A 17,126-nucleotide genomic window follows, 5' to 3' on the forward strand; every position below is an offset into this window, starting at 1 on the left:
CTTCCGCCTTCAGAATAGCCCATGATGTGCGTTTCCGCCTGAGCCATAGTACGCAACACAAACAGATAAGCCGCTGATACCCGCTTCTGTAGCCGCAGCCTGTTTCCACTAAAAATCAAGACCTTAAAAACCACAGAATCGTTTTAACCGCGGATTTAAAACCTGCACGCATCAGGCAAGTCACTTACTATCAAGTATTCTGACTGAAACTGACCACTGAATAGGTAAGCCATGCTGCAATTACCTGAACTGATTGAGCTGGAAGAAATCATCCTGCAAGCAGGTGATGCACTCCATTTACAACAGCATGGTGAAGTCAAAAGTGCAGAGATCAGCTTTCCCCTTTACAGCATCAGTATGGGCAACCAAAAACCCGAAGCGCCCGTGCTTGGTTTTTTTGGCGGCGTGCACGGGCTGGAGCGCATTGGCAGCCAGATTGTGCTGGCTTTTTTACGCTCTTTATTAGTCAGGCGGCGCTGGGACAGCAGCTTGCAGCGCAAATTGGAAACCATGCGCCTTGTGTTTATGCCGCTGATTAATCCAATCGGCATTGCCCGCGGTACCCGCAGCAACGGGCATGGCGTCGATTTAATGCGTAATGCCCCGGTTGAATCTTGCGAAAAAACCTCTTTCCTCGTGGGCGGCCACCGCATAAGCCACCTTTTACCTTGGTATAGGGGCGAATTTAATTCACCGATGGAATTAGAAAACCAAGCACTTTGCAGCGTGGTTAAAACCCAATTACTCAATAGCCCGTTTAGTGTGGCATTAGATTGCCATTCTGGGTTTGGCTTAAAAGACCGGCTCTGGTTTCCCTATGCCCATACCCGCACGCCGTTTCCCAATTTACCTGAAATCTACGCACTTAAATCCCTGTTTGATCAAAGCTATCCGCACCACCCCTATGTAATAGAACCACAGGCTTTGCAATACTGTACTCACGGTGATATTTGGGATTATCTTTATCAGGAAAACCAAGGAAGCGGCCATTTGTTTTTACCGCTCACTCTGGAACTAGGCTCTTGGCTATGGGTTAAAAAAAACCCACGGCAATTAATGTCTCTGCTTGGTCTATTTAATCCCATTGTGCCCCACCGCCAGCAAAGAGTATTACGCAGCCATTTATTACTATTTGAGTTTTTATTACGTGCAGTACACGATCATCGCCATTGGCTACCCAAAACTAATCATTATTTAAACTGCAAAGAAGAAGCAGAAGCTTTGTGGTATGGCATATTATGAAAACCTGGGTTCTATTACGCGGCTTAATGCGGGAATCCCGCCATTGGGGCGCTTTTATTCCCAAGCTACAGGCCCAATACCCCGAGGATCAAATCATCGCGATTGATTGGCCTGGTAATGGGGTATTGCATCAAGAAAAAAGCCTGAGCCATATCAGCGATATGGTCGCCCATATTCGCCAAACGTTAGCAGAGCAACACATTAGCGGCCCCTTTTATATACTGGCTATTTCCCTAGGTGCAATGGCTGCCGTGGCTTGGGCCAATGCATTTCCTCACGAAATACGTGCTTGTGTGCTGATCAATACCAGCTTGCGGCCCATCAATCCTTTTTACCACCGATTGCGGCTGCAAAGTATTCCGGCTTTAATTCGCTTATTGTTTAGTAATGTACAAGGCAAAGAAAAAATCATTTTAGAACTAACGAGTACAAATAAACCACAGGCTGCATTAGAGCAATGGATTCAGTTTCAAAAACAATTCCCTGTTTCCAGCAGCAATATTCTGCGCCAATTAACGGCAGCGATACGCTACCGAGCCCATCAGCCCAATGTGCCGCTCTTACTACTATCCGGGGCCAAAGATAAACTCGTCAGCCCTGCCTGCTCGCAAACACTGGCCTCTAAATGGCAAGTGCCCTGCCGGGTTCACACAGAGGCAGGGCACGATTTACCGCTGGACGACGGCGATTGGGCATTAAAGCAAATAGAACAATATTTATCGGGCTTGCATTAATTGCTCATCCATCGCTTGAATACACGCCTGCATTTGATTGCGGCATTCTTCAATCAGTGCGGGCAAATCATCCTGCGTTAAACCTGCTGTAGGAATGGGAGCGAGCGATTTCATCAGCACATCAGCCCCATGCCAGCAATTAAGCTGCATATGATTCATATAAGTACTCACGCATACCGGCAAAATAGGCACACCCGCACTAATCGCCATTTGGAATGCACCTTTTTTAAATGGCAATAAACCACGGCCTTTATTACGCGTGCCTTCTACAAATACCCAGATCGACGTATCTTGATGCTGCAAGGTATCGGTGGTCGATAGCATGGCTTTTTTAGCCCGCTGCGCATTACCACGATCGATCAGTACATTGCCAGCCAGCCAGAATAACTGACCAAAAAATGGAATCCACTTCAGGCTTTTTTTACCAATCGTCACGGTGCGCGCAGGCACCACGCCGCCAAAAACAAATAAATCATAATTCGATTGATGATTTGCAATAATCACGCAAGAGCGCTGATGTTCTAGCAAGCCTTCTACGTCTTTTCTCACTTTAAAGCCAAGAATGCGCATGGCAGGCAAGGAATAAAGACGACCACAAAGCCGGCTGTTATCAGGATTAAATGGGCGGCACAGGCCAATCAGGATGCCGATCATGCCTGCCACAATAAAGTGCACCGACATCAAAAGCATTCGAAGGGAATAAAGCATAAAAGCGCCCACAGTAAGAAAGGGCAGCAGTGTACGGATCTACGGCATTTTTCACAATCAAAGCCGCCGAATGGCTAAACCTGATCAGATCAACAATAAATAGAAAGCGCTAAAAATCTTAAGCCACAAAGAACACAAAAACCACCGCTTGTCCTCAATAGGGGAAGACAGGGCCAAACAAAGCTTTTGATTGCCGATATGGACGATCAGTAATCATTCTTTGCGATCAAACCCTATGGCCATCTGTGTTCTCTGCTGCTCAAGATTTAGCTTTATATAAAATATTGCTACGCCATCAAGCCTTATGCAGCAACCGGCACAATCCGTAATTCAACACGGCGATTTAAGCTACGGCCTGCTTCAGTATCATTGCTAGCACGCGGCTCTGCCTTACCTCGGCCAGATGCATCAAGACGAATGGCATTCACATTGCGGCTCACAAAATAATCCGATACTGCCTGAGCGCGGCGCTCGGAAACGCTTTGATTAATGGCAACGCTACCAGTGTTATCGGTATGGCCCACAATAGAAACACTGGTTTTGCCGTACTGATTCACAATTTTGGCAATTTTATCGAGTGTCGGGGTATAAGCAGATTTAAGGACCGAAGAATTGGTATCAAAGCCGGTATTGGATGTCATGCTGACCAACAGGGATTGATCGGCCATTTTTTGTACAGTGATATCGCCACGCTGAATTTCTGCCGCTAATTGCTGCTGAAAATCTTTAGTTTGCTTATCCATATAGTAACCAATGCCACCACCAGCCAAGCCACCGCCCACAGCACCAATCAATGCACCCTTGCCACGGTTATTATGATTAATTGCAGCGCCAGCCACCGCACCGCCTACCACACCGATCAAAGCGCCCAGCTCGGTTTTGTTTAAATCGCGCTTTTCCCCCAGATCATTGGTGGCACACGCTGAAAGCGTTAACGCAAGAATAAGAGGAAGGGTGATACGCATGCCAACTCCTTTTAAATATCAAACCCGGCACCACTTATTAAAAGCGATGTTGATTCAATATTGAACTCAATGAATAAAGCCTGATTGTAAACGGCTTAGACTTAAAATCATTCAAAAGGATTTGGGTATATTACCCATCGGGTATAAGTATAAAATTATATTACTTTTTATAAACAAAACCTTAAACCCCCAAGGCCATTCAAAAGCACAAATAAAAAAGAGTAAAGAACGACAAAAAAGAGAAGAACCTCACAGCCACCACCCAGCATGGCCTAGCGGTGCGTCAGGCAGATTATTTAAGCTGAATAGATAAATGCTGATTTACATCGCCCAAAACCACAATGCAAATCAGCAAGGAAGCACCACAAGCAGGCTTAAGTCACAACCGTAGGCTGAACCATGCCGGTAAAAGATTTAATTTGTGCAAGCTCGCGTGAAACCGCAATTAAGTCAGCGAGAGCCGTCTGCGTTTCCACACTGTGCCGGACAATATCCGCCTGATATTTTTCCAGATAAACCCTTAGCGTCGCCCCTGCCGTGCCTGTACCTGAAAGCCGGTAAATAATCCGATCACCATTAGCAAAAATAATCCGCACACCCTGCTTGGCGCTATGCGAGCCATCGACCGGATCATCGTAAGCAAAATCATCGGCAAGGCTCACCACTTGGCCGCCCAAGCTCTGCCCTGCCAACTCGGGCAAACGTGCTCTGAGTGCGGTCATCAAGCTTTCCGCTGCATCGCTGGCGATCTCTTCAAAATCATGGCGGGAATAAATATGGCGGCCAAAACGTGCCCAATGTGCGGTAATGATTTCCTCGACCGATTTACCCGTCACCGCCAGCAAATTCAGCCAGAACAACACTGCCCATACGCCGTCTTTTTCCCGCACATGATCCGAGCCTGTGCCGTAGCTCTCTTCACCACAGAGCGTCACCTTGCCCGCATCGAGCAGGTTGCCAAAAAACTTCCAACCCGTTGGCGTTTCATAGCAGGCAATACCCAGCGCTTTAGCCACGGCATCCACCGCTGCGGACGTCGGCATGGATCTAGCCACACCGGCCAAACCTTTGCGATAGCCCGGTACCAAAGTAGCGTTGGCAGCCAATACGGCTAGGCTGTCCGATGGTGTAACGACAAAGTTGCGACCCAGCACCATATTCCGGTCTGCATCACCATCGCTGGCCGCGCCAAAGTCTGGCGCATTGGTCGCAGACATAGCGGCAATCAGCGCGGTGGCATGGGCGGGATTAGGATCGGGATGATGGCCGCCAAAGTCTTCCAGCGGCACGCCATTCACCACCGTGCCACGCGGCGCGGCGAGCAGACCTTCGATAATCTCCACCGCATAAGGGCCAGCGACTGCCGACATGGCGTCAAATTGCATACGGTGGCCTGCAGCAAACCATGCGCGGATCGCGTCAAAATCAAATAAGTCCTGCATCAGCACGGCGTAATCGGCCACAGGATCGATGATCTCCACCGCCATGCCTGCCACGCTAAGGCTGCCTAATACGTCTAAATCTAAATCCGCTGCATCACTGATCTGATATTGGCGGATAGTCGTGGTGTGCTGGTAAATGGCTTCGGTGATTTTTTCTGCTGCGGGGCCACCGTTATCAGTATTGTATTTAATGCCAAAATCGCCATCCGGCCCACCCGGATTATGCGAGGCCGATAAAACAATCCCGCCCGTAGCCGCGTATTTGCGAATCACAGCGCTCGCCGCTGGCGTAGACAAAATCCCGCCCCGCCCGAGAATCACCTGAGCGACACCATTGGCAGCAGCCATTTTCAAAATAATCTGCACCGCCACACGATTATAAAAACGCCCGTCCCCACCCAACACCAGCGTGCCCCCCTTAAGTGCGGGCACAGCATCAAAAATAGCCTGTACAAAGTTTTCTAAATAATGCGGCTGCTGAAAAACGGTGACTTTCTTGCGTAAGCCCGAAGTACCAGGGCGTTGACCAGCAATAGGCTGTGTGTGGATGACTTTCAAACGGTATTCCTTATTGAAATGAATGGGGTGATCTCGCGAAAACCCCAATCTTGAACCACGGAGGACGCAGAGGACACGGAGTTTCACGGAGAAAAGCAATTGAGCAACTACGGAATGCTTCGCGATTCGTACTTATGAGCTAGTTAAATTTGATTTTACCTTTGCAAACTACGAAAAACATAATGACCACACTCTCTGCACGGGGCTTTAGAATCCCCTTGAAACACGCCGAAGCGAGGAACAAGCGGGCGGGGTTTCTTTGATGCCTGTTTGAGCGAGCCTGCGAGCGAGTCCCGCAGCCACCGCTCGATTGTCCGCAGATGAGGGCCTTCGTGTTTCGTGGGGCGGCCTTCTTTTGGTTCTTTTCTTGGCCGTTCAAGAAAAGAACGCCCCCACGGTGGCTACCGTTCCTAAATCAACGTGCCGAAGGCACTAAAAAGATCTTTTTAACTTTAGTTCGCCACATGGAGTGAACCTCAACTACTCTCCAAAATCGTCACGCTCCTTGCCGCAACGCGGCAATCGTGGGGGTTGATTTCTGATTCGGCGTCCCCTGTGCTAGCTAGTCTCAGGCTCCACATCCCTGCTGGCAAGCGAAAATGTACTTGGTGAGCAGATGCATTAATCATGATCAATAAACGCCCGCCTAGCTGTACCATCATCGCCCTGCCGCCTGCATCTTGCCAATCGTGCGAATGCAGCGGTGCGCCAGATGGGTTGAGCCATTCCACATCGGCCCTGCCCCATTCATCATGAACGCCTGTCCACCAGCGGCCAGACATCAACACAGAGCAGGATTTACGAATCGCGATCAGCTCGGCCACGTATTCAGCAAGGCCCGGCTCAGCCTGCTGCCAATTCAGCCAATTGATTTCATTATCCTGACAATACGCATTGTTATTGCCCTGCTGCGTATGTCCCAGCTCGTCACCCGCCAAAAACATCGGCGTGCCTTGTGCTAACAAAACGGTCGCCAGCATAGCTTTCATCGAACGTAATCGCAAGATATTCACGCCCGCGTCTTTGCTTGGGCCTTCTTCTCCGCAATTCCAGCTTAAATTATGATTATGCCCATCACGGTTATGCTCTTTATTGGCCTGATTATGTTTGTGGTTATACGAAACCATATCGCGCAGATTAAAGCCGTCATGGGCGCAAATAAAATTCACCACCGATACCGGCCGCCGCCCCTGGTGATGAAATGAATCGCTAGATGCAGCAAAGCGCTGGGCAAAGAGCGCGCGGTGCACACCATCGTGCAGCCAGAATTTGCGCATCACATCACGAAACTGATCTGACCACTCCACCCAGCCATTTGGAAAATGCCCAAGCTGATAGCCGCCGTGGCCAATATCCCAAGGCTCGGCAATGAGTTTCACACTCGATAAAAGGGGGTCTTGCTGAATAGCAATAAAGAAGGGTGCTTGCGGGCTAAAATGATGATCGACCCGGCCTAAGATTGGCGCTAAATCAAATCTAAATCCATCCACATGACATTGGCTCACCCAATAGCGCAGGCTATCCATCACCATTTGCAAAACACGCGGGTGACTTAAATTAAGCACATTGCCGCAGCCGGTCCAGTTTTCATATTGATCGAGCTGGCCCTGCCTTAATACATAGTAATTGGCGTTATCAATGCCCCGCCACGATAAAGTGGGCCCCATATCGCTCGATTCTGCCGTGTGATTAAACACCACATCCAGCAATACCTCGACACCAATACCATGCAGCGCTTTCACCATATCGCGAAATTCAGATAAAGGCGTAGTGCCTTCCCGCCCCGACCAATAATGCGTTTCTGGGGTAAAAAAACCGAGGCTGTTATAACCCCAATAATTACTTAATCCCTGCCTTAATAAATGCGATTCATCTAAAAAGAAATGCACGGGTAATAATTCAATTGCTGTAATGCCCAGCTTTTTTAAATGCGCTAATACGGCGGGATGCGCCAAACCGGCATAGCTGCCGCGAATATCCTCTGGTACATCCGGGTGCAGCATGGTCATGCCGCGCACATGCGCTTCGTAAATCACCGTTTCCACCCATGGCGTGCGCGGCGCTTTCTCGTTTTCCCAATCATAAGGCTCGGCAATTACCTTGGCTTTTAAGGCAATCGCCGCATTATCGATCGGGTCTAGTGCAGTGGGCTGATCTTCCTGATAGCCAAAGCTACGTGGATCATTATTAAACTCGCCCACAATGGCGCGAGCATAAGGATCGAGCAACACTTTGTTAGGGTTAAAGCGATGGCCCTGCAAAGGCTGGTAAGGCCCATGCACGCGGTAGCCATAAACCAGCCCAGCAGGCGCATCCGGCAAATAGCCATGCCAGATATCGTTAGAGCATTCAGTTAGTTCAAAACGCGCGGCTTCATTGATGCCTGAAGCATCAAACAGGCAAAGCTCTATCCGCGTGGCATGCTCAGAAAACAAGGCAAAGTTAACACCATCACCATCAAAGGTTGCTCCCAATGGATACGGCGTTCCTTCTTCCAGCTTCATAAGTACTCCCTTTTTATTACGCAATATAAATGGCTAAACCTTGAACCACAGAGGGCACAGAGAACACAGAGCGCCACAGAGAAATTCACAAAAAAGATTAATCATTTATGGCATATTTATTTTTCACTAAAAATCCAACATTTTCTTTTACCCAAACAACCATCAACTATTTATTAAAAATGCATTCCTCTGTGAATCTCTGCGTCCTCAGTGTTCTCTGTGGTTTAAGATTTAACAATCCTTCAAATATACAAACCGCCTAAATATATGGATTAGCTGGTTTCATCGTTCACAACAATGATACAAACCAGCAAATCCAAGCTACATTATTTATTCACCCAGCCACTTTAAATAGATCGTCGCTAAAGGGGGAATGGTGAGGCATAAAGATTGCGGATATTGCTGGCTGGCGATGTTTTCGCTCTGGCATTCGCCATTCCCCACATTGCCGCCTTGGTAATACATCGAATCGGTATTAATGATTTCAATATAGCGCCCCGCCTTGGGCACGCCTACTCGGTATTGATAGCGCACTTCAGGGGTGAAGTTGCTAATAATCAACACAAAATCATCGTTATTTTCAGCATGGCGGCTAAAGGCGAAAATTGAATTCCGTGCGTCATTGGCAATAATCCAATTAAAGCCGCGTGCTTCGAAATCAATTTGATATAGGGCGGGCTGGCTTTGGTAAGTTTGGTTTAAATCTCGCACCAAGGCTTGCACGCCGCGATGCCATGTTGATTCAAGCAAATGCCAATCTAGACTATGCTGATGCGACCATTCCCTAAGCTGCGCCCATTCTGATCCCATAAATAAAAGCTTTTTACCCGGATGCGCCCACATAAAGGCGTAATAGGCGCGCAAATTAGCGAATTGCTGCCAGATATCCCCCGGCATACGGCTTAATATCGAGCCTTTGCCATGCACCACTTCGTCGTGCGATAACGGCAATACAAAACGCTCATCAAAGGCATACATCAGGCTGAATGTCATTTGATCGTGATGATGTTGCCGATAAATAGGATCGAGCTGCATATAGCCTAGGCTATCGTGCATCCAACCCATATTCCATTTGTAATTAAAGCCCAGCCCGCCTCGATTGGCTGGCTGGGTGACGGCAGGAAAAGACGTCGACTCTTCGGCAAAAGTCACCGCATATTGGCATTCGCTGGCGAGGATTTCGCTCATTTCACGCAAAAAGGCAATGGCTTCTAAGTTTTCCCGCCCACCTAATTCATTCGGGATCCATTCCCCTACCTCACGTGAATAATCGCGGTAGAGCATCGACGCTACGGCATCGACTCGTAAGCCATCCACACCAAAGCGCTCTATCCAATACAGGGCATTGCCAATTAAATAATTTTTAACTTCATTGCGGCCATAATTGTAAATCAGCGTTTTCCAATCATGATGAAAGCCTTCCTTTGGATCGCTGTGTTCAAACAGGGGCGTGCCGTCAAATTGCGCCAAGCCAAAACCATCGCTCGGAAAATGCCCCGGCACCCAGTCAAGCAAAACGCCCAAGCCCATTTCATGTGCGGTTTGCACAAAAGATTTAAAATCCTCCGCACTGCCCAGCCTTGCCGTCGGCGCGTACAAGCCCAAAGGCTGATAGCCCCATGAGCCATCAAAAGGAAACTCGCTGATGGGCAATAGCTCCACATGCGTAAAGCCCAGCGCTTTAACATAGGGAAGCAACTGCGCGGCCAACTCATGCCAGTTGAGGCTACGATGGCCGTCTTCCGGCACGCGCCGCCAAGAGCCTAAATGAATTTCATAAATGCTGATGGGTGCATCGCCCTGATTCGCCGCCCGCCTGCCTGCAAATTCAGGCACTTTGGGCAAACATCCCGCCACTTTGGAAGCTGTGCCGGGGCTCAGCTCGGCGGCAAAGGCGTAAGGGTCGGCCTTTAGATGACGAGCGCCCGCCTGATCAAGAATCTCGAACTTATAACAAACACCTTGCGGGGCGGCGGGAATAAAAATCTCCCATACGCCGCATTCCTGCCGCAAACGCATGCCATGTCGGCGCGCATCCCAAAGATTAAAATCTCCGACCACCGCGACCCGCTGGGCGTTTGGTGCCCACACAGCAAAAGCCACGCCGCTTACGCCATCTATTTCCTGCGGATGAGCACCCAGTTTTTCAAAGGGGCGATGATGCGTGCCTTCACTTAATAGCCATACATCCATCTCACCCAAAATCGGCGCAAAACGATAAGGATCGTCCAGCAAAACTTCTTGCTCACCCCACTGCACCGCAAGGCGATAGCTAAATGCTTTTTTGCGCCGAGGGATGCGGCCAGCAAATAAGCCTCGCTCGTCAATCTGGCTTAAGGATGCAAGACGGCGGCCTGTTGCGCTATCAATCACCACACAAGCACCGGCCTCTGGCAAAAATGCCCTCACGCAAAGCGTGCTGCCATCCAGATGCATGCCGAGCACGGCAAAAGGATCGCTGTGGCAGCCACTGCAGATTGCCTCTACTTCATTAAAATTAAGCCCGCTCATAAATGCCTGCGTAATATCCGATTAATCCTACAATTTCGCTTTCATCATAGCCACTGCCTCCAGTAAGCGCTCCCCTTAGTACTCAAAGTCGAGTAAAATGCTCAACTTTAGCCCCAGCTGCTTACCCCACTATGCTTGCTCGCCTGCGTGAAAATATCTCTGTGGTCTTCGACCGCGACCCTGCCGCCCGCAATATTCTGGAAGTGGTCTGCTGTTATCCGGGGTTTCATGCGCTTTCACTGCACTTAGTAGCGAATGGTTTGTGGCGAAGGGATTGCAAGCTACTAGCGCGGATGGTGTCGCACTTTTCACGCTTTATCACCGGCATTGAGATCCATCCAGGCGCAACGATTGGCCGCCGCGTGTTTATCGATCACGGCATGGGTATTGTGATTGGCGAAACCGCAGAAATTGGTGACGATTGCACGCTTTATCATGGCGTAACGCTAGGTGGCACGTCTTGGAATAAAGGCAAACGCCACCCTACTTTAGAGCGCGGCGTGATTGTGGGCGCAGGCGCAAAAATCCTTGGCCCGATTACCGTACACGAGGGCGGCAAAGTCGGCTCGAACGCAGTGCTAGTCAAAGACGTCCCTCGCAATGCCACCGCAGTGGGCATTCCCGCCCGAATTATTGAAGAAGCAGATAAATCCAGGGCGGCGAAAGCCGAGCAAATGGGCTTTTCAGCCTATGGTATTTCTGCCGACATGAATGACCCCATCGTAAAAGCCATTCACGGCATGCTCGATCATTCGGTTTGCACCGATAAGCGCATCGAAGCCATTCTGGCCAAGCTTGAACAGCTTGGCCTCAATTGCGAGGCAGAACGCGCAGAGGGCGATCAGTTTGATCCAAGCTATCTCAACCGGATTGTGGATTAAATGTTTGGGAGAGGGGAGTCGAAACAGATCACCACTCACTTCTCCCTCATATAAGCCACCTACTCCCAACTTACGCCCCCTCATTAATACTTGACTAAATCACTCTGGTATTTTAGGATTGGCCTGTAATGAGAGGAAAATCATGCGACTGACGACCAAAGGCCGTTTTGCTGTAACGGCAATGCTAGACCTTGCACTGCGAGAATCCGCAGGGCCGGTAACGCTTTCCGGCATTAGTGAACGCCAACATATTTCGCTCTCCTATCTAGAGCAACTGTTTGGCAAGCTGCGCCGACGCGAGCTGGTAGACAGCGTACGCGGGCCTGGCGGCGGCTATTGCCTGGCCAAAGACGCCAGTCTGATTACCGTTGCCGATATTATTTTAGCGGTGGACGAGCCACTGGACGCCACCCAATGTGGCGGCAAAGAAAACTGCCATGACGAAGGACGATGTATGACGCACGACCTTTGGGCGAGTCTGAACAGCACGATCTTTGATTACCTCGCCTCGATCAGTCTGGCGCAGTTGATAGACAAACATCAGGCCAAGCAAAAACGCTGCAATGACAGCATTTTACTCGGCAGTATCAAGCCTTCTCGTATTGAATCCGGAGCATCCGCAAAATGAGCGCGACCAAACCTATCTATCTTGACTACTCAGCCACCACACCGGTTGATCCACGTGTAGCCGCCAAGATGATTCCCTGTTTAACCGAGCACTTCGGCAACCCGGCTTCACGCTCACACGCCTTTGGCTGGGAAGCAGAAGCTGCGGTAGAAGAAGCGCGTGAACAGGTTGCCGCGCTGGTTAATTGCGATCCAAAAGAAATCGTCTGGACTTCCGGCGCAACCGAATCCAACAACCTAGCCTTAAAAGGTGCAGCGCACTTTTACCAAGCCAAAGGTAAGCATTTAATTACTGTAAAAACAGAACACAAAGCCATTTTGGATACCATGCGCGAGCTGGAACGCGAAGGCTTTGAAGTCACTTATTTAGATGTAAAAGACAACGGCCTGCTTGATTTGGATGTGCTGAAAGCCGCCATTCGCCCAGACACCATCCTGATCTCGGTGATGTCGGTGAATAACGAAATTGGCGTGATTCAGGACATCGCCACCATTGGTGAAATTTGCCGCGAAAAAGGCATTATTTTCCACGTGGACAGCGCGCAAGCCACTGGCAAAATCGCCATCGACTTAAGCGTATTAAAAGTCGATTTAATGAGCTTTTCAGCACACAAGACTTACGGCCCTAAGGGCATCGGCGCGCTGTATATCCGCCGCAAACCACGTATCCGCTTAGAAGCACAAATGCACGGTGGCGGACATGAGCGCGGTTTCCGCTCTGGCACACTGGCTACGCACCAAATCGTTGGTATGGGTGAAGCATTCCGCATTGCTAAAGAAGATATGGGCACCGAGCTGGAACGCATGCGTATGCTGCGCGACCGCCTGTGGGCAGGATTGTCCGACATCGAAGAAGTCCACCTGAATGGTGATATGGAACAACGTGTTCCACATAATCTGAATGTGAGCTTTAACTACGTTGAAGGTGAATCACTCGTGATGGCATTAAAAGAGCTGGCCGTATCCAGCGGCTCTGCGTGTACATCGGCGTCTTTAGAGCCTTCCTATGTATTGCGGGCCCTTGGCCGCTCGGATGAGCTGGCGCATTCGTCGATTCGCTTCACCATCGGTCGCTTTAATACCGTGGAAGAAATCGACTTTGCGATTGCCCTGATCCGCAGCAAAATCGGCAAACTGCGCGAGCTGTCGCCGCTTTGGGATATGTACAAAGAAGGCATAGACATATCCACAATCGAATGGGCTGCTCACTAATCTGGCGCGCCTCGCCGTCCTGAGCTGCGTTGCAAAGTAGCTCGTTTACAATTGTAAACGTCGCCACTTTGCGCCTTGCTCAGAACAGCGATCCATCGCCAGAACAAAGTTGACTTAACAGCAAACCAGTACCGTAATAACCGAATCAAGAGGCACACAAAATGGCATACAGCGAACAAGTTCTGGATCACTATGAAAACCCACGTAATGTTGGCGCGTTTGAAAAAGGCGACGACACCGTAGGCACTGGCATGGTGGGCGCTCCGGCCTGTGGCGACGTGATGAAGCTGCAAATCAAAGTGGGCGCAGATGGCATTATCGAAGATGCCAAGTTTAAAACCTACGGCTGTGGCTCGGCGATTGCATCGTCGTCCCTCGTTACCGAATGGGTAAAGGGCAAGACGCTCGATCAAGCTTTGAGCATTAAAAACACACAAATTGCCGAGGAATTAGCGCTGCCACCGGTTAAAATCCACTGCTCTATCCTGGCAGAAGACGCTATTAAAGCAGCGGTAGCAGATTACAAAACCAAGCACGGTTAATACTGATGTGGTTCACCTAGCGGCGTAATAGTCCGAAAAACACCTCGGACTTCACGCCCTAAGGTATTTATTGCGAGGCAAAAAAATGGCTCTTACATTAAGCGAAAGCGCAGCAACCCATATTTCCAACTTTCTAGCAAAGCGTGGCAAAGGTCTAGGCGTGCGTTTGGCCGTTAAAACCTCAGGCTGTTCTGGCATGGCGTATAAGCTCGAATTTGTCGATATGGCCAAAGAGGAAGACCTGGCGTTTGAAAGCTTCGGCGTAAAAATCTTCACCGACAGCAAATCACTCGCCTATCTAGACGGCACCGAGCTGGACTTCACCAAAGAAGGTCTAAACGAAGGGTTTAAATTTAATAACCCCAACGTTAAAAACGAGTGCGGCTGCGGCGAAAGCTTTAACGTTTAGTACGCAAATGCAGAAAACCTTTAAAACCATAAATCTTCAACACGGAGCTCACGGAGAAAAAAACGAGAAAAACAAACTAGAGAACACCCACTCTAAAATTAGTTTTTCTCAGTGTAACTCCGCGGTCTCCTTTTCCTCCGTGGTTTAAGATTTGGGTTTTAAAGCCGCATTTCATCCCCTTCCCCGCCAAAAAATGCCATGAACTTCGACTTTACGCAAAACCACTTCGCCCTTTTCGACTTACCTGCCCAGTTTGCCCTCGATCAGCGCAGCATTGACAGCAATTACCGCTCCTTACTTGCAACTTATCATCCTGATCGCTTTGCCAGCGAAAGCGATGCCATGCGCCGTATGAGCTTGCAGATTGCCACTCAAGTCAATGAAGCCTATCAAACGCTCAAATCGCCGATCAACCGTGGCCGCTATTTATTAAAGCTGGCCGGCGTCGACACGCAGGAAGAAAGCAATACCGCTATGCCGATTGATTTTTTAATGAATCAAATGGAATGGCGTGAGGCGATTGGCGATGCAAAAGCCACGCAAAATATTGAAAGTCTGGAAAATATCGGCAGAGAGCTCGCCGCTGAAACCAGCGCGCTAGAGCAACACCTTGCCAGTCTGCTGGACGAAACCCATGATTTAAGCGCGGCAACGGTTGCCGTGCGTAAACTTCGCTTTATGGAAAAATTAGAGCAGGAAATTGGCGACGCCATCGAAACCCTGCTGTTTTAGTCGCTCATTATCAGAGCGCTAAAACCCACCCTTGAACCACAGAGGACACGGAGTTACACAGAGAAGACTTGATGAAATGATCCGGTTTTACCTCGTGTTTTTTGCGAACCTGAATAGTGACAGCGCACCAAGCTATCTTACGGATGAAACATGGCCTTACTACAAATTTCTGAGCCTGGAATGTTTGCCGAGCCGCATCAACACCGCCTCGCAGTAGGCATTGATCTTGGCACGACCAACTCCTTAGTCGCCTCAGTAAAAAGCGGCAGCGCCGCCTGTTTACCCGATGAGCAAGGCCGCACTTTGCTGGCGTCTGTGGTGAACTATGGCAAGGATGGCGCAATTCACGTGGGCAGCAGCGCACTGGCGCGCCAAAACGATGATCCAAGCAATACCATCAGCTCGGTAAAACGTTTTATGGGCCGTGGTATCAATGATATTGCCGACTTAGCCACGCCTTACCGCTTTGTGGACGAGCCGGGCATGCTTAAAATCGCCACCCGTGCAGGGATTAAAAGCCCGGTCGAAGTCTCCGCCGATATTTTACGCGCACTCAAAACCCGCGCCGAGCAAAGCTTGGGTGGCGAGCTAGTTGGGGCTGTCATTACCGTACCGGCCTATTTTGACGATGCACAGCGCCAGGCCACAAAAGATGCTGCCCGCATCGCTGGCCTGAATGTATTGCGCTTACTGAATGAACCCACCGCTGCGGCCATTGCCTATGGCTTGGATAATGGTAGCGAAGGCACTTATGTGATTTACGATCTAGGTGGCGGCACCTTTGATGTGTCCATCTTGGAGCTGACGCGTGGCTTGTTTGAAGTGCGCGCCACTTCGGGCGATTCAAAGCTGGGTGGAGATGATTTTGATCACCGCATTTACTGCTGGATTTTGCAAGAAGCAGGCTTATCCGCACTGAATGCCCACGATGCCCGTGTGTTGCTAACTCGCGCCCGTGAAGCCAAAGAAGCGCTTTCTGATCACCCCACTACCCGCATCACAGCGGTGCTCAGTGAAGGCGTTGTAGTTGATGTGGAGCTGAGCGTAGAAACCTTCCACCAGATCACGGCCACCCTTGTCAGCAATACCATCACGCCTGTGCGTAAAGCTTTACGCGATGCCAAGCTGCAAGTCAGTGATATCAAGGGCGTCGTCATGGTGGGCGGCGCTACTCGCATGCCGCAAATCCGCCATGCCGTAGCTGATTTCTTTAAGCAAGAGCCGCTTACCAATTTAGACCCCGATAAAGTCGTTGCCATTGGCGCGGCGATTCAGGCCAATGTGCTGGCTGGCAATAAGGGTGAAGATGAATGGCTGCTGCTGGACGTGATTCCGCTTTCCCTTGGGCTGGAAACCATGGGCAATCTGGTCGAAAAAATCATCCCTAGAAACAGCACCATTCCTACCGCCAGAGCACAAGAATTCACCACCTTTAAAGATGGCCAAACTGCCATGGCCATCCATGTATTGCAGGGCGAGCGCGAGCTGGTGAGCGATTGCCGCAGCCTGGCACGCTTTGAGCTGCGCGGTATTCCGCCCATGGTGGCAGGCGCTGCGCGAATTCGCGTCACCTTTCAGGTGGATGCCGATGGATTATTATCCGTTGCGGCAAAAGAACTCTCATCAGGGGTTGAGGCCAGCATTATGGTGAAGCCTTCTTACGGCCTATCTGACGATGAAATCGCCACCATGCTGACCGACTCTATGCAATATGCCAGTGCCGATGTGCAAGCGCGTAAGCTGGCCGAAGCACTCGTTGATGCCGAATCCATCTTCAATGCCAGCACAGCCGCGTTGGAGCAAGATGGCGATTTACTTAATACTGAAGAGCGAGCAGCTATTAAAGCCAGCTTGCAGCTGCTACTAAGTAGCATGCAGGACAAAGACGCCAATGCCATCCATACCGCCACCGAAAAGCTGAACGAAGCAACAGGCGACTTCGCCGCTAAACGCATGGATGCTGCGGTAAAACGAGGCCTAGCTGGCCAGAATATTGCAGAGATGTAAATTCTAAAACCCCAAAATCTGTAGACACAAAAATCAGTAAGAATACAGAGCA

14 protein-coding genes are annotated in these 17,126 nt (G+C 49.8%); 9 read left to right on the forward strand and 5 right to left on the reverse strand.

Annotated features, from left to right (window positions below):
• Positions 1–231: 231 nt before the first annotated feature.
• On the forward strand, positions 232–1,242 hold the full coding sequence (locus tag VN23_RS11290) for a M14 family zinc carboxypeptidase (RefSeq protein WP_046350780.1): 1,011 nt from the start codon (positions 232–234) through the stop codon (positions 1,240–1,242).
• Positions 1,239–1,976, forward strand: a complete 738-nt coding sequence (locus tag VN23_RS11295) for an alpha/beta fold hydrolase (protein WP_046350779.1) — start codon at positions 1,239–1,241, stop codon at positions 1,974–1,976. Before VN23_RS11290 ends, VN23_RS11295 begins: the two co-directional genes overlap by 4 nt.
• On the opposite strand, the gene VN23_RS11300 is transcribed toward VN23_RS11295, so the two are convergent.
• From VN23_RS11300 to glgB, 5 genes are all read right to left on the reverse strand, one after another.
• Positions 1,959–2,684, reverse strand: a complete 726-nt coding sequence (locus tag VN23_RS11300) for a 1-acylglycerol-3-phosphate O-acyltransferase (RefSeq protein ID WP_046350906.1) — start codon at positions 2,682–2,684, stop codon at positions 1,959–1,961. The genes VN23_RS11295 and VN23_RS11300 overlap by 18 nt on opposite strands.
• A 302-nt stretch (positions 2,685–2,986) precedes the next feature.
• A complete protein-coding gene (locus VN23_RS11305) occupies positions 2,987–3,649 on the reverse strand; it encodes an OmpA family protein (RefSeq protein ID WP_046350778.1) in 663 nt (220 codons plus the stop codon).
• Between the two features lie 374 nt (positions 3,650–4,023).
• Positions 4,024–5,649: an alpha-D-glucose phosphate-specific phosphoglucomutase gene (locus VN23_RS11310; RefSeq protein WP_046350777.1), complete on the reverse strand. Its 1,626-nt coding sequence runs from the start codon at positions 5,647–5,649 to the stop codon at positions 4,024–4,026.
• 476 nt (positions 5,650–6,125) lie between these two features.
• The gene (glgX, locus tag VN23_RS11315; RefSeq protein ID WP_046350776.1) at positions 6,126–8,153 is read right to left on the reverse strand and encodes a glycogen debranching protein GlgX; all 2,028 of its coding nucleotides are present in this window, start codon (positions 8,151–8,153) and stop codon (positions 6,126–6,128) included.
• Between the two features lie 330 nt (positions 8,154–8,483).
• Positions 8,484–10,664, reverse strand: coding sequence for a 1,4-alpha-glucan branching protein GlgB (gene glgB / locus VN23_RS11320; protein ID WP_046350775.1), 2,181 nt, complete (start codon positions 10,662–10,664; stop codon positions 8,484–8,486).
• 53 nt (positions 10,665–10,717) lie between these two features.
• On the opposite strand from glgB, the gene cysE reads away from it, so the two are divergent.
• From cysE to hscA, 7 genes are all read left to right on the forward strand, one after another.
• Entirely contained in the window at positions 10,718–11,545 is an 828-nt protein-coding gene (cysE, locus tag VN23_RS11325; RefSeq protein WP_257722051.1) for a serine O-acetyltransferase, read from the forward strand.
• Positions 11,546–11,687: 142 nt separating this feature from the next.
• A complete protein-coding gene (gene iscR / locus VN23_RS11330; RefSeq protein WP_046350773.1) occupies positions 11,688–12,173 on the forward strand; it encodes a Fe-S cluster assembly transcriptional regulator IscR in 486 nt (161 codons plus the stop codon).
• Positions 12,170–13,384, forward strand: a complete 1,215-nt coding sequence (locus VN23_RS11335) for an IscS subfamily cysteine desulfurase (protein ID WP_046350772.1) — start codon at positions 12,170–12,172, stop codon at positions 13,382–13,384. The genes iscR and VN23_RS11335 overlap by 4 nt, the downstream gene beginning before the upstream one ends.
• A gap of 161 nt (positions 13,385–13,545) precedes the next feature.
• Positions 13,546–13,926 carry a Fe-S cluster assembly scaffold IscU gene (gene iscU, locus VN23_RS11340; RefSeq protein ID WP_046350771.1) on the forward strand — a complete coding sequence of 127 codons (381 nt, stop codon included), beginning with the start codon at positions 13,546–13,548 and terminating at the stop codon, positions 13,924–13,926.
• An 85-nt stretch (positions 13,927–14,011) separates the two neighbouring features.
• Positions 14,012–14,335: an iron-sulfur cluster assembly protein IscA gene (iscA, locus tag VN23_RS11345; RefSeq protein ID WP_046350770.1), complete on the forward strand. Its 324-nt coding sequence runs from the start codon at positions 14,012–14,014 to the stop codon at positions 14,333–14,335.
• A 198-nt stretch (positions 14,336–14,533) separates the two neighbouring features.
• The gene (hscB, locus tag VN23_RS11350) at positions 14,534–15,067 is read left to right on the forward strand and encodes a Fe-S protein assembly co-chaperone HscB (RefSeq protein WP_046350769.1); all 534 of its coding nucleotides are present in this window, start codon (positions 14,534–14,536) and stop codon (positions 15,065–15,067) included.
• 150 nt (positions 15,068–15,217) lie between these two features.
• Positions 15,218–17,074, forward strand: coding sequence for a Fe-S protein assembly chaperone HscA (gene hscA, locus VN23_RS11355; protein WP_046350768.1), 1,857 nt, complete (start codon positions 15,218–15,220; stop codon positions 17,072–17,074).
• Positions 17,075–17,126 lie beyond the last annotated feature (52 nt).

It is taken from the genome of Janthinobacterium sp. B9-8, assembly GCF_000969645.2.
GTDB lineage: Bacteria > Pseudomonadota > Gammaproteobacteria > Burkholderiales > Chitinibacteraceae > Iodobacter.